General features: G+C 63.1%; 22 protein-coding genes. 5 read left to right on the plus strand and 17 right to left on the minus strand.

All coding sequences use genetic code 11. From position 1 onward, the window contains the following. Positions 1-40: 40 nt before the first annotated feature. The 8 genes from ASILVAE211_RS16570 to ASILVAE211_RS16605 are packed head-to-tail and all read right to left on the minus strand — an operon-like array spanning position 41 to position 9,543. Complete coding sequence (locus tag ASILVAE211_RS16570) at positions 41-1,231, minus strand: amidase (RefSeq protein ID WP_227322459.1); 1,191 nt, start codon at positions 1,229-1,231, stop codon at positions 41-43. Beyond that, positions 1,228-2,844 (minus strand): ABC transporter substrate-binding protein, encoded by a 1,617-nt coding sequence (locus ASILVAE211_RS16575; protein WP_227322460.1) that lies wholly within the window; start codon positions 2,842-2,844, stop codon positions 1,228-1,230. The genes ASILVAE211_RS16570 and ASILVAE211_RS16575 overlap by 4 nt, the downstream gene beginning before the upstream one ends. Further along, a complete protein-coding gene (locus ASILVAE211_RS16580) occupies positions 2,841-4,262 on the minus strand; it encodes an amidase family protein (RefSeq protein WP_227322461.1) in 1,422 nt (473 codons plus the stop codon). The genes ASILVAE211_RS16575 and ASILVAE211_RS16580 overlap by 4 nt, the downstream gene beginning before the upstream one ends. Beyond that, positions 4,259-5,716, minus strand: a complete 1,458-nt coding sequence (locus tag ASILVAE211_RS16585) for an amidase (RefSeq protein ID WP_227322462.1) — start codon at positions 5,714-5,716, stop codon at positions 4,259-4,261. Before ASILVAE211_RS16585 ends, ASILVAE211_RS16580 begins: the two co-directional genes overlap by 4 nt. Beyond that, positions 5,713-6,684, minus strand: coding sequence for an oligopeptide/dipeptide ABC transporter ATP-binding protein (locus ASILVAE211_RS16590; RefSeq protein ID WP_227322463.1), 972 nt, complete (start codon positions 6,682-6,684; stop codon positions 5,713-5,715). Before ASILVAE211_RS16590 ends, ASILVAE211_RS16585 begins: the two co-directional genes overlap by 4 nt. Then, positions 6,681-7,667, minus strand: coding sequence for an ABC transporter ATP-binding protein (locus ASILVAE211_RS16595; RefSeq protein ID WP_227322464.1), 987 nt, complete (start codon positions 7,665-7,667; stop codon positions 6,681-6,683). The genes ASILVAE211_RS16590 and ASILVAE211_RS16595 overlap by 4 nt, the downstream gene beginning before the upstream one ends. Beyond that, the gene (locus ASILVAE211_RS16600) at positions 7,664-8,515 is read right to left on the minus strand and encodes an ABC transporter permease (RefSeq protein WP_227322465.1); all 852 of its coding nucleotides are present in this window, start codon (positions 8,513-8,515) and stop codon (positions 7,664-7,666) included. The genes ASILVAE211_RS16595 and ASILVAE211_RS16600 overlap by 4 nt, the downstream gene beginning before the upstream one ends. A gap of 2 nt (positions 8,516-8,517) precedes the next feature. Beyond that, positions 8,518-9,543, minus strand: coding sequence for an ABC transporter permease (locus ASILVAE211_RS16605; protein ID WP_227322466.1), 1,026 nt, complete (start codon positions 9,541-9,543; stop codon positions 8,518-8,520). Between the two features lie 401 nt (positions 9,544-9,944). On the opposite strand from ASILVAE211_RS16605, the gene ASILVAE211_RS16610 reads away from it, so the two are divergent. Next, positions 9,945-11,111, plus strand: coding sequence for an MFS transporter (locus ASILVAE211_RS16610; RefSeq protein WP_227322467.1), 1,167 nt, complete (start codon positions 9,945-9,947; stop codon positions 11,109-11,111). A gap of 55 nt (positions 11,112-11,166) precedes the next feature. On the opposite strand, the gene ASILVAE211_RS16615 is transcribed toward ASILVAE211_RS16610, so the two are convergent. The 9 genes from ASILVAE211_RS16615 to ASILVAE211_RS16655 all read right to left on the minus strand — a co-directional run bounded on the left by ASILVAE211_RS16615 (position 11,167) and on the right by ASILVAE211_RS16655 (position 19,375). Next, on the minus strand, positions 11,167-12,057 hold the full coding sequence (locus ASILVAE211_RS16615; RefSeq protein WP_227322468.1) for a ribokinase: 891 nt from the start codon (positions 12,055-12,057) through the stop codon (positions 11,167-11,169). Beyond that, the gene (locus ASILVAE211_RS16620) at positions 12,054-12,899 is read right to left on the minus strand and encodes a BtpA/SgcQ family protein (protein ID WP_227322469.1); all 846 of its coding nucleotides are present in this window, start codon (positions 12,897-12,899) and stop codon (positions 12,054-12,056) included. The genes ASILVAE211_RS16615 and ASILVAE211_RS16620 overlap by 4 nt, the downstream gene beginning before the upstream one ends. Continuing rightward, a complete protein-coding gene (locus ASILVAE211_RS16625; RefSeq protein WP_227322470.1) occupies positions 12,899-13,570 on the minus strand; it encodes a TenA family protein in 672 nt (223 codons plus the stop codon). Before ASILVAE211_RS16625 ends, ASILVAE211_RS16620 begins: the two co-directional genes overlap by 1 nt. After that, positions 13,567-14,337 carry a glutamine amidotransferase gene (locus ASILVAE211_RS16630; protein WP_227322471.1) on the minus strand — a complete coding sequence of 257 codons (771 nt, stop codon included), beginning with the start codon at positions 14,335-14,337 and terminating at the stop codon, positions 13,567-13,569. Before ASILVAE211_RS16630 ends, ASILVAE211_RS16625 begins: the two co-directional genes overlap by 4 nt. Before the next feature lie 12 nt (positions 14,338-14,349). Continuing rightward, entirely contained in the window at positions 14,350-15,420 is a 1,071-nt protein-coding gene (locus ASILVAE211_RS16635) for a phosphotriesterase family protein (protein WP_227322472.1), read from the minus strand. Beyond that, positions 15,417-16,421 (minus strand): ABC transporter permease, encoded by a 1,005-nt coding sequence (locus ASILVAE211_RS16640; protein ID WP_227322473.1) that lies wholly within the window; start codon positions 16,419-16,421, stop codon positions 15,417-15,419. Before ASILVAE211_RS16640 ends, ASILVAE211_RS16635 begins: the two co-directional genes overlap by 4 nt. Next, on the minus strand, positions 16,418-17,197 hold the full coding sequence (locus ASILVAE211_RS16645) for an ATP-binding cassette domain-containing protein (protein WP_227322474.1): 780 nt from the start codon (positions 17,195-17,197) through the stop codon (positions 16,418-16,420). Before ASILVAE211_RS16645 ends, ASILVAE211_RS16640 begins: the two co-directional genes overlap by 4 nt. Continuing rightward, positions 17,194-18,147 carry a substrate-binding domain-containing protein gene (locus ASILVAE211_RS16650; RefSeq protein WP_227322475.1) on the minus strand — a complete coding sequence of 318 codons (954 nt, stop codon included), beginning with the start codon at positions 18,145-18,147 and terminating at the stop codon, positions 17,194-17,196. Before ASILVAE211_RS16650 ends, ASILVAE211_RS16645 begins: the two co-directional genes overlap by 4 nt. 199 nt (positions 18,148-18,346) lie before the next feature. Beyond that, on the minus strand, positions 18,347-19,375 hold the full coding sequence (locus ASILVAE211_RS16655) for a LacI family DNA-binding transcriptional regulator (RefSeq protein WP_227322476.1): 1,029 nt from the start codon (positions 19,373-19,375) through the stop codon (positions 18,347-18,349). A 323-nt stretch (positions 19,376-19,698) separates the two neighbouring features. On the opposite strand from ASILVAE211_RS16655, the gene ASILVAE211_RS16660 reads away from it, so the two are divergent. The 4 genes from ASILVAE211_RS16660 (at position 19,699) to ASILVAE211_RS16675 (ending at position 22,211) form a co-directional block, all read left to right on the plus strand. Continuing rightward, the gene (locus ASILVAE211_RS16660) at positions 19,699-20,367 is read left to right on the plus strand and encodes a GntR family transcriptional regulator (protein WP_227322477.1); all 669 of its coding nucleotides are present in this window, start codon (positions 19,699-19,701) and stop codon (positions 20,365-20,367) included. Positions 20,368-20,369: 2 nt separating this feature from the next. Further along, complete coding sequence (locus ASILVAE211_RS16665; protein ID WP_227322478.1) at positions 20,370-20,630, plus strand: beta/alpha barrel domain-containing protein; 261 nt, start codon at positions 20,370-20,372, stop codon at positions 20,628-20,630. Between the two features lie 49 nt (positions 20,631-20,679). Beyond that, positions 20,680-21,054, plus strand: a complete 375-nt coding sequence (locus tag ASILVAE211_RS16670; RefSeq protein WP_227322479.1) for a hypothetical protein — start codon at positions 20,680-20,682, stop codon at positions 21,052-21,054. A 191-nt stretch (positions 21,055-21,245) separates the two neighbouring features. After that, the gene (locus ASILVAE211_RS16675; protein ID WP_227322480.1) at positions 21,246-22,211 is read left to right on the plus strand and encodes a hypothetical protein; all 966 of its coding nucleotides are present in this window, start codon (positions 21,246-21,248) and stop codon (positions 22,209-22,211) included. Positions 22,212-22,226: the final 15 nt, after the last annotated feature.

The raw sequence follows: 22,226 nt of genomic DNA on the forward strand, positions 1-22,226 counted from the left end.
GTTTAAGGCTGATGTCGGCGGTTAAACCCGCCCGACTTGCCTAGGCTGCGGCCAGCGTCTTCGCGAGCGCCAGAAGCACCTCGTCCGATCCGGGCCAGCCGATCAGCGACAGGCCTACAGGAATGCCGGCCGCCTCGCCCAAGGGCAGGCTGATCTGCGGCAGACCCGTCAGGCCGGCGATGCCGGTCAACTCGGTGATGCGCCGCCCAGCCTCGCCCATGGCCGACAGCGGAATACCGCGCAGCGGCGGCAGGATCGGCGTCGTCGGCAGGCAGATCAGCGCGCGTCCACCCAACCGATCGGTGATCTCAGCCCGCACGGCGATCCGAAAAGCCCGTTCGGCGCTCAGGTCCATCTCGGCGGTCAGTGCCGCCAGTGCCAAGCCGCGCCCGACCTCGAAGGAAAAACGCGGATTGAATGCGTCGATCCAGTCGCGGAAAGTGACGGCGAATTCGGCCTGTTGCAGGCGACGCTGACGCTCCGCCCAGCGCGGCAGGCCTTCCTGCGACAAGGTGATGTCCTCGGCCGGCAGCAGCGCGCGCAGCTTCGCCAGCGCCGGCTGCAAGGCCTCCCGCACCGGGGCGTCGGCAATCGCGAAGGCATCGGTCGCGACCAGGATTGTCTCGACCTTGCCCGCCTGCGCCTGATCATCCAGCAAAAGCCCATAGGCAGTATCCAGCAGCGCCGCGTCGCGCGCGAAAACTCCCACCGTGTCGAAGCTCGGCGATTGCGTCATCAGCCCGGCGACGGAAATCCGCCCATGGGTCGGGCGCATGCCGTAAAGTCCGCAGAAGCTGGACGGCACCCGCACCGACCCGCCGGAATCCGTGCCCAGCGCCAGGTCGGCCAGACCGCCCGCAACGGCGGCGGCAGACCCGCTGGACGACCCGCCGGGCAGGCGCTCCGGCGCACGCGGGTTGATGGGCGTGCCGTGGAACTGGTTGCGGCCGAGCAGGCCCAGTGAAATTTCATCCGTGATGGTGCGGCCGACCAGGGTTGCTCCCGCATCCAGCAGGCGCTGCACGGCGAAGGCATGGGCGCGGGCGGGCGGATGGCTGGCTGCCCAGTCCGGGTTGCCGCAACCGGTGACGAGACCGGCGACATCGAACAGGTCTTTGGCGGCGAAGCCAAGACCTTTGAGCGGGCCGGTGGCCGCCCCGGTCGCATGGACCGGGGCGGAAGGCACGAAAGCGCCGAAAGCGTCGTTCGGCGCGCGCAGAGGATGGCTCAAGACTTGTACAGCTTCCGATAATCGAGATGCGTGTGGAACCAGTATTCGTAGCCCTGCACGTTCTTCTGCATGGCGACGTCGAAGAACAGGCGTGCGAGCGGAATGCGCGGCAGATCGCTCATGACGATGTCATTCATCTTGACCAGATCCGCGTCATAGAGCTTCGGATCGTTCTGGAACCGCGCATCCTCGATCAGTGCGTCGAGCTTGGGATTCTTGTAATCGGCCGTGTTGAAGACCGCATTGTTCTTTCCGTAGAAATTCCAGTAGTAGAAATACTCAGGCGGCACCAGCCAGCCATAGAATTCGGTGATGACGAAGGGCATCGACTTCGATGCCATCTGGGCGAACCAGTTGGCCCCCGGCACCTTGTTGAGGGTGACGGTCACGCCGATCTTGGCGAGGTTTTCCTGGAACAGCAGCGCAATCGGTTCGCGTGTCGTCGCCTGGCTGAGATCGTAGGACAAGGTCGTCGAGAAGCCTTTGGCGTAACCGGCCTGGGCCAGCAGGGCCTTGGCCTTGTCCAGATCGGTCTTGTAATGGGAGACGATCGGCCATTCCGCCGGATAGGGCTGGGACGGATCACCGCCGAACATCGCCACGCCACGGTCGTACAGCGCGGCATCCATGATGGACTGATACGGCACCGCATAGGCCATCGCCTGGCGCACCAGGGGATTGTCGAAGGGCTTCATCGTCACATTCATGTCGATGAACAGAAGATCGTTCTGGATCGGTGTGCCGATCACCTGAACCTTCCCGGCCTTGGCCAGTTCCGCATAATCCTTGGGCGGCAGACCGACCGAGATATCGACGTCGCCCTTTTCCAGCAGCGCGCGGCGCGTGCCGGGGGAGGCGATTTCGCGGTAAATGACGCGCTTCAGCTTCGGCAGCGGGCCGGATTTCCAATCCTCGAAGCGGGTAAAGACGATTTCCGTGCCAGGCTTCCAGCTCGCGACCTTGAAGGCGCCGCCGCCGGCATCATTGTGCTGCACCCAGTCCAGCGCCCAGGGGTCGGACGCCGTCGCATGCTTCTTGGCAAGTGTGGAATTGACCACGCAAGGAATCGGCACCACCAGATCCGGCAGGCTGAGCTTGTTGGCCTGATCGAAAGTGATCTTGAAGGTATGCGGATCGACGACCGAGAATTGCTCCGGCTTGGTCATGGCGCCGGCGCCCATCTGCACCTGCGCGAAGCCACCCACCGAGACCGCACGGTCGAAGGACCATTTCACGTCATCGGCGGTGACGGGCGTGCCGTCATGGAAGGTCGCATCCTTGCGCAGATGGAAAATGAAGGTCTTGCCGTCGGCGCTGATCTCCCAGCTTTCGGCAAGCTCGGGCTCGACCTTCGTCACGTCATAGCTCACCGTGCCATTCGGCAAGGTTTTGGCTCCATGGGTCACCAGCCGGTCATAGACCTGCCAATTGACCATGCGGCTGTAGTCGTTCGCGACCGGCACCATGGTGTCGAGCGAATTGGTGCCTTGTTCGCCGACGACCACCATGACGTCGGGCGGGGTTTTGGCGAAGGCTTTGGATTCGCCGACCGCAATCAGGACGGGCGACAAAATCGAACAGGCCAGCAGGCCGCGTCGACTGATCGAAGTCATGCAAAGGCTCCTTCCAAGGGTGTGGGTAATGGCGTCTGTGTGGCGCCGAGCTTGCCGCCCAGTGCGGTGTGAAATGCTTGCGCGAAACTGGCGGCGGCACTGTCTTGCAATGCCTGGCCGACGAAGCTGATGCCCAGCGGCTGGCCGTCGCCACGAAAGCCCATCGGCACGGTGACGGCGCACATATCCAGCAGATTGACGAAATTCGTATAGGTGCCGAGCATCGCGTTGTTGCGGATGTTGTCGGCCAGCATCTGCTCGATCGTGAACGTTGTGGGCGTGGTCGGCGTCACGAGGATGTCCAGGTCTGCCGTCATCTGCCGAATGGTGCGGGCGTGACGGGCCAAGGTCTGCTGCGCGACAAAGACATCCGCGCCAGAATAGCCGCGACCCCAGCCGATGATGTCGCGCGTCGCAGGATAGATCTGATCCTCATGCGCGTCGAAGAAGCTTTGCAGATTGGCGTAGCGCCGCGCGATGAAAGCATCCTCGTACAGCATCTTCGCCGCCGCATAGAAGGGCGCGAAATCCAGTTCCACTGGCTGCCCGCCCAGTCTTTCCAAACGGGCGATGGCCTCGTCGAACAAGCGCTCGGCCTCGGCGTCACCCGCGAAGATGCGCGTTGCCTTGGACGGCACGCCGAAGCGGAAGACGTCCGGCAGCGCCGTCAGCTTGAGATGGAACGTATCGGCCTCAGCCCGCGACAGCGGATCGTCCAGGTCATAGCCTATCATCACCCGCGTCGCGATCACGCCGTCAGCCACCGTCAGCGTCATGACATTATGGCTGGCGCTCATGCCCGCGCGCGAGCCGCCGCCGAGCGCGATCAGCCCCGGTGTCGGTTTGATGCCGACGGTATTGTTCAGCGCCGCCGGCACGCGGCCCGAACCGGCGGCATCACCGCCGAGCGCCATGCTCACCAGCCCGGCCGCCAGCGTCACGCCGCCGCCGGAAGTCGAACCACCGGAAATGAAGGCCGGATTGAAGGTATTGCGCGGAATGCCGTAATCGGTGCGGGTACCGTTAATGCCGACACCGAACTGATCCATATTCGTCTTGCCGATGATGATGGCCCCGGCATCCAGCAGCCGCTGGACCACAGGGTCGGTCTTCGTCGCCATGCGGGAATAGGCACGGCAGGCCTCGGCGGTCGGGTAGCCGGCAATGTCGAAATTGTCCTTCACCGACAGCGGCAGGCCCCAAAGCGGCAAGTCGCGCTGGCCGTCCCTTTCCAGCTCAACCGCCCGCGCCAGCACCGACTCGCGCGGAAAGGGCAGAATCCAGGCGGGGTCTTCGCCGCGCGCATCGATACGGGCGAAGATCGCCAGCACAACCTCTGTCGGCGTCAGCCCCGTCGCATAGCCCGTGCGCAGCGTGGAAAAATCCAGGCTGCCCGTCTGCTTATCCCAAAGCGTCAAAGCCCAAGCTCCGCGAGCAGCCCGGGTTCGCGCCCGGCCCAGGGACGCGCCGCCTCATAGGCGGTCGCCGCCGCGATCACGCTGGCATCGGCCAGATGGCGCCCGACGATCTGCAGCCCTACCGGCAGGCCGTCCTTGGTGAAGCCTGCGGGCACCGAGGCTGCCGGTTGACCGGTCATATTCATCGGGAAGGTGAAGCACAGCCAGTCGGCTGGTCGCACCATCCGGCCTTCGATAATCTCCGGCCCCTGCATATGAACCGGAAAAGGCGGCACGGCGAGCGTCGGCGTGAGAAGGAAATCGTATTTCTGCATGAAGCGCCACATGCGGTTCATCACCATCTTGCGGGCCATATTGGCATTGGTGAAATCCTCGGCCGTCCATTTCCGGTCGAGCAAGGCGAGCAGGAAGGGCGAAATCTCGCCCCGCCGCCCGTCCACCATGGCGCGCATGCCGACAAGGTCGCTTTCCATCGCGACCAGGCTCCAGAACTGCTCGGCCGGGTCTTCCCAGCCGGGATGCGCCTCTTCCACGATGCAGCCGAGATCGGTTTCGAACACGCGCACGGCTTCCGCCACCACGCGGCGCACTTCCGGGTCCACCGCCGCATAGCCCCAATCGGCGCTATAGGCGATGCGCATCCCCTTCATGTCCAAAGGCTTGGCTGAGGCCAGCCAATCGACATCGCCGGACGGGATCGACAGGCGGTCGCGCGGATCGGGCCCCGCGATCACGCTCAGCATCAGCGCGGAATCCGCGACCGTGCGGCTCATCGGGCCGATATGTTCCAGGCTCTCCCAACTCGACACGCCGGGGTAACGCTCATCCTTGCAGCCAGGATACAGCGGCACGCGGCCCATGCTGGCCTTGATGCCGACGAGGCCGGAATGCGCGGCGGGAATGCGGATCGATCCGCCGCCGTCGCTACCGATGGCGAAGGGGGAGACGAAAGCGGCGACCGACGCGCCGGAACCCGCGCTCGACCCACCCGGCGTCATCGCCAGGTTCCAGGGGTTGCGCGTCGTCGGGAAGACCGGGTTATGGCCGACGCCGCTATAGCCGAATTCCGGCACATTGGTCTTGCCCAGGATGACGGCGCCGGCATCCTTCAGCCGCTCCACCACCACGTCATCCTCGTCCGGCACGAAGTCGCGGTAGATATTGGATCCCATGACGGTGCGAATGCCCGCCGTCGCGACCAGATCCTTGATGCCGATCGGCACGCCGGCCAGCGGCCCCACGGCCTCGCCGCGGGCGATGCGCGTGTCGATATCGGCCGCCGTCGCCCGCGCCAGTTCCGGCGTGGGCGTGCAGAAGGCATGGATATGCGGCTCCAGAACCTCCATGCGCTGCAAGGCCACTTCCGTCACCTCGGCGGCTGAAAGTTCCCGCGTGCGGATCTTGGCGGCAAGTGTGCCGGCATCCATGCGGGCGATGTCATTGGACGCGCTCATGCGGAAGTCTCCTCGGCGAAATGACAGGCGGCGCGATGCACGCCGTCCGACCCGACAGCACGCAGCGCCGGCATCGTCTTGGCGCAGGCGTCTTCCTGGCGCGGGCAGCGGCCATAGAAACGGCAGACGGTGGGGGATGGATCGATCGGGCTGCTGGCCGATCCTTCCAGCCGCCAAGGCGTCTGGCCCCGTCGCGCGGGGTTTGGGATGGAAGCGAGCAGCGCGCGCGTATAGGGGTGGCGCGGGTCACGGAACAGCGCCTCGGTCGGGCCCTCCTCCACCACCTTGCCCAGATACATGACGACGATGCGGCTACACAGCAGCCGCACGACGTTCAAGTCATGCGAGACAAACAGGTAGCTCATCCCAAGTTCGGAGCGCAGATCGGCGAGCAGGCGCAGGATGACGGCCTGAACCGAGACATCGAGCGCCGATGTCGGCTCATCCAAAATCAAAAGCGAGGGTCGCAGCGCAATCGCGCGGGCAATGCCCACACGCGCCCGCTGCCCGCCCGACAGCTGATGCGGCAGGCGCGTTTCCATCTCCGGCGGCAGGCCTACCAGCGCGATGGCCTTGCGCACCTGCGCCGCCAGCGCATTGCGATCTCCGGCAGTCCCCAGCCTGCGGATCGGATCGGCCACGGTCTCGAAGACCGTCAATGTCGGATTCAGACTTTCCGTCGGGTCTTGAAACACGACCTGAATGCGCCCGCGCGCCGTGTCATGCACGAAGCGGCGCAACGGCACCGGCGCGATGTCCTGGCCTTCGAAAACGATGGCGCCGTCGGTCGGTTCGATCAGCCGGCCCAGCAGCCGCACCAAAGTCGATTTGCCGCAGCCCGATTCTCCCACAAGGCCAACGCTCTCTCCAGGCTGGATGGCGAGATCGACCTCATCCACGGCATGCAGCATGCCGCCGCCGGTCGGATAGCGTTTGACGAGGCGCACAGCCTCCATGATGGCACTCATAGCGGGTTCCAACAGCGCACGAGGTGATCCGCGCCGATGGCGACCGCCGGCAGAGGGTCGACGGCGCAGCGGTCAAGTTTGCGGTCGCAACGGTCGATGAAACGGCAGGGCGGCAGGTCGCGGCGCAGATCGGGCAGGGATCCGGGGATGGAGGCCAGATCGTCGATACTCTCATGCCCGCCGGGCGTCGCGCCGATCAGCCGCGCGGTATAGGGATGTTTGGGACTGTCCAGCATGGCTTCGGTCGAGCCGATTTCCACGATATGGCCCGCATGTATCACCGCGATGCGGTCGCAATATTCGCCGGCCAGAGCGAGGTCATGGGTGATGAGCACGACGGAGGCATTAGCGCTTCGCACTTGGTCGCGGATCAGGTCCATCACCACCGCCTGGGTCGTAACATCCAGCCCCGTCGTCGGCTCGTCCGCGATCAGCAGATAGGGATTGCAGGCCATGGCCATGGCAATCATCACGCGCTGGCACAGCCCGCCCGACAGTTCGAACGGATAGGCGTCGAAGCGTCGCTCGGGGTCTGGAATACGCACGCGCGCCAGGGCTTCGATCGCGCGTGTGCGGGCCTCCTTTTTGGACACATTGGCGTGGCGCAGCAGCACGTCCTGCACCTGAGTGCCGACGCGGCGGATAGGGTTCAGCGCCGTGCGTGGGCTTTGAAAGATCATCGCGATTTCACGGCCGCGCGTTTCGGCCAAGGCGCGCTCGCTTTCCGTCAGCATGTTGCGCCCGGCGAAGCGGATGCCGCCGCGTGGCACGCGCGCCGCCGGGTCAAGCAGGCCCATCATCGCATAGGCCAGCACGGATTTGCCCGATCCGCTTTCGCCGACGATGCCCAGAATTTCGCCGCGCTCCAGCGTCAGCGAAATACCGTCAAGCACATGAACGGTACCGCTGCGCGTGCGGAAATCGAGCACGAGGTCATCGACCGTCAGCAGTGGCACGCTGTCCGTCATCGCGGCTGCGCTCATGTCCGGCGCCTCGGGTCGACGATATCGCGCAAGCCGTCCCCCAACAGGTTGAAGCAGAAGACGGCAATCACCAGCGCGCCGCCCGGAAACACGAAGGTCCACCATTCACCCGAAAAGATGTAGCTCGCCCCTTCGGACACCATGATGCCCCATTCCGGGGTCGGCGGACGGACACCGAGGCCGATGAAGGATAGGCCGGCGGCGTTCAGGATGGCCCAGCCCATGTTCAGCGAGGCCTGCACCAGCATCACGGGCAGAATATTGCGGACGATATGGCCCCACAGGATGCGCACGGCGCCGTTGCCGCCCATGCGTGCGGCCTCCACATAGGCCAGGTCGCGCCGCACATTCACCTCGGCGCGGGCAAAGCGTCCGTAGAAAGGCAGATTGATCACCGCCGTCGCGATGATGATGTTCGTCACGTTGTTTCCCAGAGCTGCGACGATGCCCATGGCCAGCACGAAGAGCGGAAAGGCCATGATGGTATCCATCACGCGCCCGAAGATCGCATCCACCCAGCCGCCCCAATAGCCGGCCATGGCGCCCAGCGCCGTACCGATGACAAAGGAAATTACAACCGCAGAAATCGCCATGCCAAGGTCCAGACGCGTCGCGATCAGCACGCGGCTGAAGATGTCGCGCCCCAGCGCGTCGGTGCCGAACAGATGCAGCCAGGACGGCGGGTGCATCCGCGCACCTTCATTGGTCAGCAGGGGGCTATAGGGGGCCATCAGCGGTCCGAAGACAGCGCAGAAAATGAGCAGTGCGAAAAGGATTGCCGCCAGAAGCGTCATCGGGTTTTCGGATAGGGCATAGCGGGTTCGGCTGATCAGGCTGGTGTCACTCATGCTCAACCCTCGAACTTCACGCGCGGATCGACGACCATGCTGAGCAGATCGACCACCAGATTGAGCAGGATGTAGAGAACCGCCATCATCAGGATAAAGCCCTGCACGGCCGCGTAGTCCGAGGAGATGACGGCTTTCACCGCATAGGCGCCCACACCGGGCCAGCCATAGACATCCTCGATGAGGACATTGGAGCCGAGGACGAAAGAAAAGACCATGCCCAGCACGTTGACCACCGGCAGCATGGCGTTGCGCAGCGCATAGGTGATCAGGATACGCCGGCGCGACAATCCGCAGGCCCGCGCGGTGCGCACATGATCGCTGGCCAGCGATTGCAGCATGGCGGCGCGCGTGATGCGCGCGATCGGCGCCAGCGCGAAAAGCCCGAGGGAGATGGCCGGCAGAATGATTTGCGCCAGCGCGCCGCCGAAGGTCTGCCAATTGCCCTCCAGTATGGAGTCAATCAGGTAGAAGCCAGTGATGGTCGTCGGGGCATCGAAATAGACGTCGTTCAGCCGTCCCACAGGTTCGGGCGCCAGCGGGATCAGGAAGTAAAAGACATAGACCAGCAGCAGTGCGATGAAGAAGGTCGGGAAGGCCGCCGCCACCGTCACCGTGCCGCGGCACAGATGATCGATCCAGCTATTCGGCCGGGTCGCCGCCCAGATACCAAGCGGTACCGCGACGCCGATCGCGAAGATCAGGGCGACAAGCGTCAGTTCCAGTGACGCTGGCAGTCGTTGCAGCAGATCGGTCATCACCGGCTGGCCGGTCGTCAGCGACTGGCCCAGATCGCCATGGGCGAGCTGCCAGACATAGGTCAGGAATTGTTGCGGCAGGCTGTGGTCCAGGCCCAGATGCGCGCGGACCTGCGCGACCGAGGCCGCGTCCGCCGCCGGCCCCGCGAAGAGCACCGCCGGGTCGCCCGGCAGCGCGTGGGACAAAAGGAAGGTCACGATGATGACGCCGATCAGGCTCGGCACCGCGCCCAGCAGCCGTTTTCCGGCGATGCGCAAAAACCGGATCACGCGGCAGATACGCCGACGACGGCATCGCGGTGAGCAGGATAGGGCTGGATCAGTCTGGTCATGCCTGAACCCTATCAAGACTCATGCCAACGCTGCGTCGGGCCTGTCGGGGCGGGCAGTCAGCGCCGCATTATGTGAACCGTTTCTCGCTGCCCGGCGAAAAACAGTGGCTTGGCCGCGAGCGTCATCTGTTGAAAGCCATGGCGTTGCATGGTCATTTTTCAGGGCAAAATGCCCGTTTCGGAAATCGCTGCGTCAGGTAATCGAGACATAACCGGATTTTGGCGCTGGCCATCCGCCTTGAATTTCTCACTATTGATGGAACAGTGTAGGGTTATATTTGCCGAATGAGAATTTCGCCTGACGCCCACGCATCGATACAGCCTGAGATGACCAGGGGAATGGGGTTCTTGTTTGCCGTTGCCTGTGGCGCGACGACAGCGAATGTCTATTACGCCCAGTCGATTGCCGGCCCCATTGCAGCCAGCCTTCATATCCATGCGAGCCTCGCTGGCCTGATTGTGACGGCGACACAGCTTGGCTATGGGTTGGGACTTTTCTTTATCGTCAGCCTTGCCGATCTGGTCGAAAATCGTCGCCTCGTCCTGCTGGCAACGGCCGGAACCGTCGTCAGCTTGTTGTGGGTGGCGACAAGCGCCTCCACCGCCAGCTTCCTCGCCGCATCGGTGCTTTTGGGTATCTGCACAGTCGGCAGCCAGATCCTGGTGCCACTGGCCGTGCATCTCTCCTCTGAAGCGCGGCGCGGACAGGTCATCGGCAGCATCATGGGCGGGCTGGTGACCGGCATCATGCTGTCCCGGCCCCTCGCGAGCTTTCTCACGGGTCTTTTGGGGTGGCGTGCCATCTTCCTTCTATCGGCGGCTGTGATGCTGGGTCTGTTTGGCGTTCTGTGGTGGCGCTTACCTGGCTGGAGACCACGTTCCGGCCGCAGCTACGGGGCGACGCTGAAATCGATCCTGCGCTTGCTTGCGACCCTGCGACCGCTGCAACGCCGTGCGGCTTATCAAGGCACCCTGTTCGCTGTCTTCAACATGTTTTGGACGGCGGCGCCGCTCATGCTGCATGACCGCTTTGGCTTCAATAAAACTGAGATCGCTGCCTTTGCCCTGGCAGGTGCCGCTGGCGCTTTGACAGCGCCGCTGGCAGGTCGGGCAGCAGATCGGGGCTTTTCCAGGCGAGGCACCGGTCTCGTTCTGTGCTGCGCCGCCTTTGCGCTGCTGGTCAGTGGCTGGGGACAGGCATTGGCCTCGGTTGCCGTTATGGTCGTCGCCGCCCTCATTCTCGATGGCGCTGTCCAGGCCAATCAGGTGTTCGGCCAACGTATTGTGCAGAGCATAGACCCGAAGGCGCGGGGGCGCCTCAACGCGGCCTATATGACGGTGATCTTCATATGCGGCGCAGTCGGCTCAGCACTTGGATCTTTGACCTATTACCACGGGGGCTGGTGGCTGACTGCGTCGGTCGGCATCCTTATGCCGCTCGTCGTCTTTACGGTTTTTCTTACAGAAAATCCTATGCAAGCCGCCCCAGCGAAAGGGCTGTCCTGACGTGGCATGACGGCTTGTCGCAATACTGATTGCTTCAGCGCATAGCGCGTTTCAATTATTTTCGCAGAGCGGAGCCGAGCCGCTTCAAATCCTCGGCAGACGGCAAGGCCGCATAGGCTCCGGCCCGCGTCACGGTCTCGGCCGCTGCCGACTGGCCGAATTGCAGAGCCTCCAGCAGCGAATTGCCTCGCGCCAGCGCGGCAGCCAGGACGCCGCATAGCGTATCGCCGGCGCCGGTCGTGTCCAAAGCCACAACCTTTGGCGCGGGCAGGGTGCACAGCCCATCGGCCGTCGCCAGAACGGCGCCCGCGCTGCCGAGGGTGATGATGACGCAACGCGCGCCCATCGTCTGCATCCTGGTCGCTGCTGCCGTACCTTCGCAGCCGGTAATCTCGGCAGTCTCGACGCTATTGGCAATCACGACATCGCAAAATGGCAGAAGCTCAGCCACCGGCCAGCGCAGCGGTGCGGTATTGAAGATCACGCGGCCCGGCGTGGCCCGCATCGCGGCCTTTGTTGCGGCCAAGGATAGATTGCCTTGCAGCAGCAGCCAGTCGTCAGGCCCGGCACGGCGGGCGAACTGCTCAGCCGCCGCCACATCAAGCCCGTCTGCCGCAAGGCCCGCGGTCGCAATGCAGTTCTCGCCCTCCGGCGTCACCATGATGACGGAGAGATCGGTCGGCTGGTCAAGCGCGATCGCCTCGAAAGTCAAAGGCTCCTGCGCCAGCACAGCTTTCAGCTGCGCGGCGTCGCTGTCCCGGCCGATAGGCGCGGCAAAGATGACCTGAGCGCCGGCGCGGCCAGCGGTCACGGCCTGATTGAGCCCCTTGCCGCCGGGCGCGCGCGCCACGTCATGCGCCACCAGCGTCTCGCCCGGTGCGGGCAGTCGGGCCATGCCGAGGGACAGGTCCATCCCGGCATTGCCCAGAACATAGACAAGGCTCATGCGCGGACGCGATCGGCCTCGGCCATGAAGACCTTGACCCGCTCGGGGTCGACCTCGTTCCACCAGACACCATCGCGTTTCAAAAAGCTGGCGATGATGACGCCATCCGCGATGCTGAGGATCTCGCCGACATTCTGCGGCGTCACGCCCGAACCGATAACCACGGGCAGGCTACAGCCTTCGCCGATGGCGCGGATTTCGTCCGTCGTCGCGGCATCGCCCGTGCGCTGGCCGGTGGCGATGGCGACATCGGCATCGAAGAACTCGGCGTCCCGCGCCAGTTCCGGGATCGTGCGGTCACCGGTAATGGCATGTGCCCCGTGCTTGACATGAACATCCGCGAAGACCTTGACGGCGCGTGCTTGCAGCCAGGCGCGGTAGCGCATGGCCTGCCCGGCCGGGCCGTCCATCAACCCTTCATTGGCGACATAGGCATTGGTCCACTGGTTCACCCGCACGAAGGCCGCATTGGCCGCTTTCGCGACGGCCAAAGCCTGAATCGCGCCATTGGCCAGCACATTGACGCCGACCGTCAGCTTGCTCGCGCGACGCACCGCGTCCGTCATCACCGCCATGCAGGCGGCGGTTTCCGGTCCCAGCTGATCGGGCTTGGCGAAGGGAATATCGCCGTGATTCTCGACGATCAGCCCATCCAGACCGCCGGCCTCGTAACGGCGGGCTTCCTCGACCGCATAGGCGACGATGCTGTCCATGCTCTCGCCCTCATAAGCGGGGGATCCGGGCAAGGGGCGCGAATGAATGACGCCGATCACCACCTTGCGGCGGCCGAACAGGCTTTCCAGCGCATGGGGCTTGGTCTTGAAGACGGGTTTCGCGGACATCAGGCGTTTCCTTCGGCCTTCGGCACAGGCCATGTACTGTCATAGGCGGCTTCATGGAAGTCGATTTCAAGCTGTAGCGCGCGGCCGAACAGATCCGCCAGGCGCATGCGGCCGGCGTCATCCAAAGCTGCCGCCTCGCGGTCCACTTCGGCGCGCAGCCAGTCCGCGCCGCTGAGGAAGTCCGGCTCGGCATGAAGCTGCACCCAGGCGCGCAGCATGGGCTCGGTGCTCGGGTGCTGATGCGCTCGCATGCACCAGGTGCCATACATCCATTCCGCCGCCATCATGATGGTGACGATGGCGGCATAATCGCCGTCTTCCGCAATCCCAAGCATCCCTGTCGCAAAGTCATCGACGGCTTTGGGCAGGGGGGAACCCTTAGTGCCGATGCCAAGCGCGGCAAAGCAGTCCTGAAACCAGACAAGCTGCGCCTCGGACAGCGCCGACAGCGTCGCGATCAGCTTGCGCTGCTGTGCGAAACCCGGCGCTTTGAGCAGAGCATGGCCGAAAATGAGTACAGCCGTTTCGACAAAGGCATGTTCGAAGAAGAAATAGCGCCGCAAAACGTCCAGCGGCAGCTGGTCCTTTTCAATATCGGTGACGAAGCGATGCGTCTGCATCGCTTCCCACAGATACTGATTTTGGGATCTGATCCAGTCCGAATGTCTCACTGCGCCGCTTCCGTCAGCCAGGTCAGCAGGTTCCGCCACAGCTTGCCATAGCCTTCCCAGGCGACGAATTCGTTCGGAACCCAATGCGGCCCGATGTCGGATGTCCAGGCCGCGGTGCGGCCCTTGCCGTGGCGACCGGTCACCAGCAGCGGATAGCCGCCTTCTTCAGCCGGCAGCTTCGCCACGACATGCGCGCCGGGCTTCAACTCAACTTCGTTGGCCCCCAGAAGCACGGGCCAGGGCCCTGTGATGTCCTTCACGATCGGATGAGCGGGATCGGTGACGTCTGCCGTGAAGCCGTCTGGCACTTCCACGCGGTCGTCATAAGGCAGGCAGGTCACGGGTAGAGCGTCTTCCACCGGCGTCTTCCGCCAGCGGCCACGCCCGTCGATGCCCTGGAAGCTGAAATAGCCGCCGATCATGGCGAGGCCACCGCCGGCTGCGGTCCAATCCCGGATCAGCTTCAGGCGGTTCGGCATCGGCTTGCCCTGTAGCCAGACGGCGGGCGGCAGCAGCAGCGTATTGGCGCCGATATCGGACAGCAGCATGGCCTTATATTCGGCAAGCCCGGCGGCATCGAAGGGAAACCCCTCGGAGGCGACATGCGACGGCATATAGGTCAGCTCGAATGGGCTGTCCTTCAGCGCCGCGACCAGCGGCTCTGCGCCCAGATGGAAAGTCACGCTGCCGAACTGGTCGAAACCCTTGAAATGCGTTGCTGACGTGACCCAGCTTTCGCCAACCAGCAGCACCTTTGTCTTAGTCACGATCGATCAATCCTATTCTTTGGCGTGGGTCTGAAACACGTCACGGGGATTGTTGATCATCAGATCCGTGATGGTCTGCTGATCAACGCCGTGGCGGCGCAGGCGTGGAATGAAATGTTTCTGCAGATAGGCATAGCCGAAGCCGCCGTAGTGGGTCAGCATCATCTTCAGGAAAACATCCTGCGACATCAGGATGCGGGATCCGAATCCCCGGTCGATCAGGGCTGCGATGGCGGTCGCGTTATCCTCGTCGGACGGGCACTGGGCCTGTTGATCGGCATAGAAGACATCCATGCCGATCATGTCGTATTCCAGAAAGGCGCCACGTTCAGCGAGTGCCGATTGATAGTCCAAATCTTTGCCGGACGGATTCATATGACACAGCACCGTATGGCGCAGGTCGCCGCCCTCGGCTGCGACGATATCAAGAACCCTATGGCCGTAACGGTACCAGGCGGGAAGATGGATCATCAGCGGGAGTCCGCAGCGCGCCTGCGCCTGGGCAGCGCCGCGCAGCGACTTTTCCTCGATCGCGGTGAATCCGGGGGAGACGCCGATCTCCCCGATGATGCCGATCTTCACGCCGCTGTCGCCGATGCCATGCAGCGCTTCGCCGACGATTTCGTCTGCGATCGCTTCAACAGTCATCTCCGCCAGACGTGGCGGGGTTGACCCTTCCAGGTAAAAGCCACCGCCGGTGATGATGTTCAGACCCGTTTCGCGCGCCATGCGCTGATGCGCCAGCGGGTCGCGTCCGATGCCGGAACAGGTGGGGTCAACCACGCTGCGCCCGCCAAGGTCGGCCACCGGCAGCAGTTCGGCGATGGCCAGGCGCTCATCATCCAACCGGCAATTATCGAGATTGACGAATGGGTCCATCCGCAGCTCGCCCAGGATGCCGATACTGACGGGCTCGCAGGCGAGACGCCGGCGCTCGGGTTCCTTCGGCTTGTGCCACCAGCAGCTGCAATCATTCAGCAGATGCTCGTGCATCAAGGTAACGCCAAGGTCTTCCGCCCGGATCGGGCCGAGCACCGTCATCACCTGGCCCGACCGGATATGCGCTTCCGAAAGCTCGCTCACCCTTTTCGGCCCGCAGAAAGGCGGCCGAAGATGCGCGTGTTCAGCCAGATGGCGAGCAGGATAATGGCGCCTGTCACAATCTGCACCAGGAAGGGCGAGGTATGGACCAGGATCAGCCCATTGCCGATGACCCCGATTGTCAGCGCACCCAGAACCGTGCCCAGAATAGTGCCGGTGCCGCCGAGCAGCGATGTGCCGCCCAGAACAACCGCCGCGATGACATCCAGTTCGAAACCTTCGGCGGCGTTGGAAGAGCCTGACCCGAGGCGCCCTGCGATCAGCAACCCGGCCAGGGCCGAAGTTATCCCCGTCAGCACAAAGACCGAGGTCAGAATGCGGGCGGACGGGATGCCGACACGGCGCGCGGCTTCGGCATTGGCGCCGACAGCGGTGACATAGCGGCCGTATTTCGTCTCCCGCAGCACGAAGGCGCCGATCGCCAGAATGACAATCGCCAGGATTGCAGGAATCGGAAAACCGAAGATCCAGCCACGGCCGATGGCCAGCAAGGGTGCCGCACTCGGCTCGTCGATCGGAATGGAATAGCCTTTGGTCAGCAGCAGGGCGATGCCGCGCAGGATGGAGAGCCCGGCGAGCGTCACAATGAAGGCCGGAATTTTCTGATAGGAGACGAACCAGCCCTGGGCCAAGCCCACGATGCCGCCGAGAATCAGAACAAGCACGGTCGCGAGCGGCCAGGGCAAGCCTGCCTGAAGCGCCAGCGCGCAAACGGCATTCGTCAAGGCAACGATGGAACCGACCGATAGATCGATGCCACCCGTCGTGATGACGAAGGTCATGCCCACCGCCGTTACCAGCAGCGGCGCCATCTGCCGCAAGACATTGAGCAGATTGTCCGGCATCAGAAAGAACGGCGACAAAATCGAAAACAGCAGGCAGCAGAGGACAAAGAAGACCGTTATCGACAGAACCTGCGCGTGTTCGATCAGAAAATCATGCCAGCTGCGGGAAGGAGCGGGGATGGTTGCATGACGGCTCATGACCCGGCTCCCATCCTGTCCAAGGCTGCGGCTTCCTGGCGGTTGCCGCCCACGATCAGCTTCACGATCTCATCCAGATTGGTGTCTTCCATGCGCCGCTCTGCGACCTTGTTGCCTTCATACATGAAGGCAATACGGTCGCAAACGCGGAACAGATCCTGTAGGCGGTGCGTGACGAGCACCACCGCCACGCCCTGAGCCTTGACGCGATTGATCAGCGCCAGAACCGCTTCCACCTCAGCGACGGCCAGGGCGGAGGTTGGCTCATCAAGCAAAAGAACGCGGGGCGCGAAAGATGCCGCGCGGGCAATGGCAATGGACTGCCGCTGGCCGCCCGACAGCATCGCGACCTTGGCGCGCATGTCGGGGATGCGGATATCCAACGCATCCAGCATTTGGCGGCCCTTCTGCAGCATTTCGGTCTTTCTGAGAACACCTCCGCGCGACAGCTCGCGTCCCAGGAACAGATTGCCGGCGACGTCGATCGTGTCGCAGAGGCTAAGATCCTGGTAGACCATTTCGATGCGGTGACGGCGTGCCTCGCCCGGCCCCGCAATATGCACGACCTCGCCCCCGAGGCGGATTTCTCCACCGTCGGGGATATAGGCGCCGGACATGACCTTGCTCAGCGTGGACTTGCCGGCGGCATTATCGCCGACAAGCCCCAGGCACTCGCCGCCATAGAGATCGAGATCGATGCCTTTCAGCACCGTATTCGATCCAAAGACCTTGCGGATGCCGCTGAGCGACATCAGCGGTTCGGCGGAGCGGCTCATGCCTTGTAGACAGCCCGGAACGGACCGACATTGCTTTTGGTGACGATCGTGACAGGAACAGGGATGGTCGCCGGCACGCTGCTGCCTTTCAGCTTGGCGGCAAGCGCCTGCACAGCGGCGCGGCCCATGCCTTCCGGGTCCTGCTGCACGACCGCGACGACATAGCCGGCGTCAATCGCGGCGATCGCCTGGGCGGTCAGATCCCAGCCGAAGATTTTGATCTTGTCCTGCAGGCCCTGGCTTTGTACGGCGGCGATGGCGCCCAGCAGCGCGGGCTCACCGGTCGCATAGATGGTGTTGATGTCCGGGTTACCGGTCAGCAGTGATTCGGCAACGTTCAGCGCCGTATCCTGGATATTGCGGCCATCGACGACACCGGCGACCGAAACGCCAGCCGTTCCCTTGATCGCGTCAAGGAAAGCCGACTGCCGCTGGTTCTGAATGAAGGAGTTGAGCGCGCCGACAACGCCGATCCGCGCATGGCCTTTCATCTCGCTCTTGACATAGGGCAGGAAGACATCAGCCAGCATCTTGCCGGCGGTCTGGTTGTCGACACCCACCTGTGCCAGCTGCGGCCCCTTGGGCAAAACGGCGTCGACGGCGACGACCGGAATATGCGCGGCTGCGGCTTCCTGAATGGCGGGCATCAGGCCATTGACGTCGATCGCGTCGACAACAATGCCCTGAACCTTCTGCTGGATATAGGCTTCGATCGCATTGTTCTGTGCGGTCGGCTCGTCATTGGCATTGAAGATAACAAGATTGGCACCGGCGGCTTTCGCCGCTGCGGCCGCGCCGGTCTGCATCTGATTGAAGAACAGAGCCTGTTCGTTGATCTGGATCAGGGCGAAGGTCGGCTTCTGCGCGGCCAGCGCAGGTGCGGCAACAAGGCCCGTTACAGCCACGCCCAAAGTGCCGCGCAGTGCCGCGCGACGGGTAATCTCGGTCATTCCTAACGATTCCTCAAATAACGCGCCGTCGCGCTGTCGCGGAGACGCGCGGTCGGCAACAGAAAATGTGAAGCTGGTCCGAAGCCGCGTCCTCGGTTTCAGGCCGGATAAGTAAACCGGTTTACTAATTGCGTGCTGCGATGCAGCGCGTCAAGAGGAATCTGCAAAACTGTCAGCCTGGATAGGAAAGGGTTGCAGACTACCGCAGGCGGGCGCGGCGGCGCGGTGGTCGCACGGAGTCTCGCTTCATAAGCTCCATCGGCACAAGGATATGGCGCTCGGGAACCGGCTTCCCCGCGATGGTGGAGATCAGCAGATCCAGCGCCTGCCGCCCCATTTGCGGCAGATCCTGACGCAAAGCGGTGATGGCGGGTTCGAACAAGGCCAGCGGCTCGACGTCGTCGCAGGTGACGACCGAGATATCATCGCCGATGCGCACGCCATGACGCCGAAACACCTTGAGCATGCCCAAAAAAAGCTCGTCGCTCCCGGTAAAGACGGCAGTGGTTTCAGGATGATCCCGCAACAAATTCTCTGCCGCGGCCTCTCCGGCTTCCACAGTATAGGCGCAGTCGAAGATAGCGACGGCGTCATGGCCAGGGCCTGCCTCCTGGATGGCATCCAGGAAGCCAAGCCGGCGCTCCTCCGCGCTCAGCAATTTCTTGGGGCCGGACAGCATGGCGATCTTGCGGTGGCCGGCCTCCACGATATGCCGTGTCGCTTCCAGCGCGCCGCCACGGTTTTCGGCGAAAACACCCGGCACGTCGGCGCCGGCGATATCCTCGTCAACCAGGACAAAGCACGGCACATCCTTCAGCGCATCCAGCAGCCGTCCGTCATCGGGATGATTGGTCGAGAAAAGCACGCCGTCGACCTGCTTGCTCTCGATCCGGCGGATATAGTCGATCTCGCGATCGACATTGTTCAGCGTTACGCACAGAAGCACGCCATAGCCGCGCTCGGCGGCCGTTGCTTCGACCGAGGCCGCAAGCCGCGCGAAGAAGGGGTTGGCGATTTCCGGAATGACAAGGCCGATCGTCTCTGATTTGCCGCGGCTGAGGGATCGGGCAAGGGGATTAGGCGTGTAGCGCAGCGCCTTCACGGCGTCGTCAATGCGCTGGATCGTCTCCGCAGGCAGCCGGATCGAGCCGTTCAGGTAGCGGGAAACGGTGGTGACGGACACATGAGCGGCCAAGGAAACGTCCCGGATCGTTGCCTTCCTCGCCATGCTCGTACTCCTGTCCGTCTGCTCGTCCTGGCCGTCCGGACGCTGCGCGCCAAACCCTTAAAGCAGCGGCGGATGCCCCCCGGCAAGCCGGCGCTCCATGCGCGATTGTTTTTACGCCGTCCGATTGCCCTGCGCCGCCTGCTTAACGTGGCGGCAAATGCCGGCCAAATGCGCGTTCGATGCCTCAGGAGGATCGGCGACAGGGAGCGCGCCGCGCGGTTGCGAGCCAGAAGATGAGGCAGATCATGCTCAAACACCGAACGCTCAATCTTGGATGCCATTGGCATACCACATGCATACCATAAAGCCGAACAGAGGCCTTCATGCGCGCAGACATCGAACGAACCCCATCGCTGGATCCTCTCCAGCTCAACGTCAGCCTGGCCGCCTACGCGGCGCTGCGCGACCGCTTGCTGTCCGGCGCGCTGCCGGGCGGCTCCGTCATTCAGGAGCGGAGGCTGGCTGAGGAGCTTGGTTTTTCCCGAACCCCCGTTCGCGAGGCGCTCCAGAAGCTGGAAGGCGAGGGCCTGCTGGCGCGGCAGGACCGTTTCCTCCGCGTCGTGGAAATAACGGTATCCGAGGTCATGGAAATTCTGGCGGTTCGCCAGACCCTGGAAAGCGATGCCGCGCGCGCGGCGGCGGGCAGAATGTCGGCCGCGCTGATCCAGGATATCCGCGAGCGGATCGAGAGCATGGCCGATCCCGGCGCGGTCAGCGACGCCGCGCATTGGGCGGTCGATGATCTGCTGCATCTCTCGATTGCCAAAGAGAGCGGCAACGGGTTGCTGCTTCGCCTCATTTCAGACTTGCGGCAGAAAACGCGTCTTTTCGGTCTGCACCGAATCCCCTCCCGTTTCGGCTCAGGCAAGGACGAACATCTTGCCATTCTTGACGCCATCGAACAGGGCGACGGTGCGCTCGCGGCGCAGCGGATGACGCATCATATAGGCCAGGCGCGCGAAGGCATTCTGCGCGTCCTTTCCGGCAGATAAGGGTGAAACTTTTAGACCCGTCGGCGCGCCGCGTCTTCCTCATCGCGCCCACGCCGTTTCAGGTCAATGGCGCGCTCGCGCTGGACGATATTCCCCGCATGGTGGATTTCTTCCTCGCGCGCGGCGTCAGCGGTTTCACCATCCTCGGCATGATGGGCGAGACGGTTAAGCTGACAGAAGCGGAAAGCCGTGCCGTGACGGCTGTTTGGCACTCCAGCAGACGGAGGTGCCCCCGTTACGGGTGCTCGTTACGCGGCTGTTGACGGTGACTAGGCGGCCGAGCAGGGTGCCGATAGGCATAAGGCTGATCCCATGCGCAGTCGCTTTTTCTGGGGCCTCTGGATGTTTAGCCCTGCGACGATGCTGTGCATCGTCGTTCTATCCGCGTGCGTCTGGATGCAGGCGCTAGGCCTGAGGCTGCCGCGCCTGGTACTCATCTATCTTGGCGGCATCGAGGGCGCGTCCTTGATCGGGGCGCTTGTATGCTCTGCGATCAGCATCAACCGGGTATCGCTTTCAGCGCCTGCGGCAACGCGTCCCGAACCGATGGAAGACAGCCAAGGCCTGTCAGGAAATCCAGTGGCGGGTGATGCGTATCCAATGCCGCCGCCTCAGCCAAAGCCGGATAATGAACCAGGACATGAGGACGGCCGTATCGTGAGTCTGGACAGGTTTCGCAGGCGATAAGGAAGGGCGCAGTCGTCGCGCGCTGCCTCTGACGTTGAGCCAGCAGACTGGTTATCGGGTTTTGGACGTGAGACAGCCTGCCTATCGTGCCGCGCCGAATTGTTCTAGAACCATACTATAAAGCAATGACTTGCCAGGCCGCGACCGTCCATAAGCATCGATGACCACATCTTGGGATAAAAGACGGCACCATGATTGCCGAACCGTCAGCAGGCGCCGCCGAGCCTGTATTCCTTGCGACAGCCATCATGACCAAAGTGGTCGTGCGGGACGAGGGAAAGCGTGACTTCGCGGCTTGGCAGTCAAGTTTCTCTCATTTGGCGAGCATGGCGCCGGGGTTTGTCAGTCTTGAGATCATTCCGGCTTTTGTGGGTGCTTCGGAATGGCGGATTATTCAGCGTTTCCAGACGGCGAGCCTTTTGGCGCAGTGGCGGGATGCCCCCGCGCGTGTGCAATGTCTGGCCAAGCTTGATTCGCTTCGTGGCACGGGTAACGGTGACCTGATCGATGAAGTGACACAGGATTTTCATTCCTTGTCCTGCGTCACCGAGGTTATCGCGACAGAGATCGAACCAGGGCGCGAGGACGCCTTCCAGAGTTGGGCGGAAGGCATGCAGACGGCCCAGGCGAGCTTCCCCGGCTATATGGGCACGCTGATCCAGGCGCCGATCTCGGCCGATATTCCCTATTGGACGACCTTGGTTCGCTTCGCGATGCCGGAGCAGCTTGAGGCCTGGCTGGCCTCTGCTGAGCGTCGCGCCTTGCTGGAACGGTCAGACCCCACGGTATCGCACTGGAAAAGCCAGCGCCTGGCCAATCCATTCTCCGGCTGGTTTCCGACGGGGCCTGATCAGGCCCCACCGGCCGCATGGAAGCAGACCTGTCTGGTGCTTCTTGTGCTTTTTCCCGTGGTGATGCTGGAAATCCGCTTTCTCAGCCCGCTGCTGACGCATGTGCCAATGGCAATCGCCACCTTCATCGGCAATGCCATCAGCGTATCCCTGGTTTCCTGGCCTTTGATGAAAGTCGCAATCGCTTTGCTTGGCTGGTGGCTTAACCCCGACCCGAAAAACCGGCAGCGCGCCGAGATGCTTGGTCTGTGCACGATCGCGGCGCTGTATGCGGTTGAGATTATCTTCTTCATGCTGGTCTACTAGGTCGGACGGTTTATC

Source organism: Acidisoma silvae (assembly GCF_020618775.1).
Taxonomy (GTDB): domain Bacteria; phylum Pseudomonadota; class Alphaproteobacteria; order Acetobacterales; family Acetobacteraceae; genus Acidisoma; species Acidisoma silvae.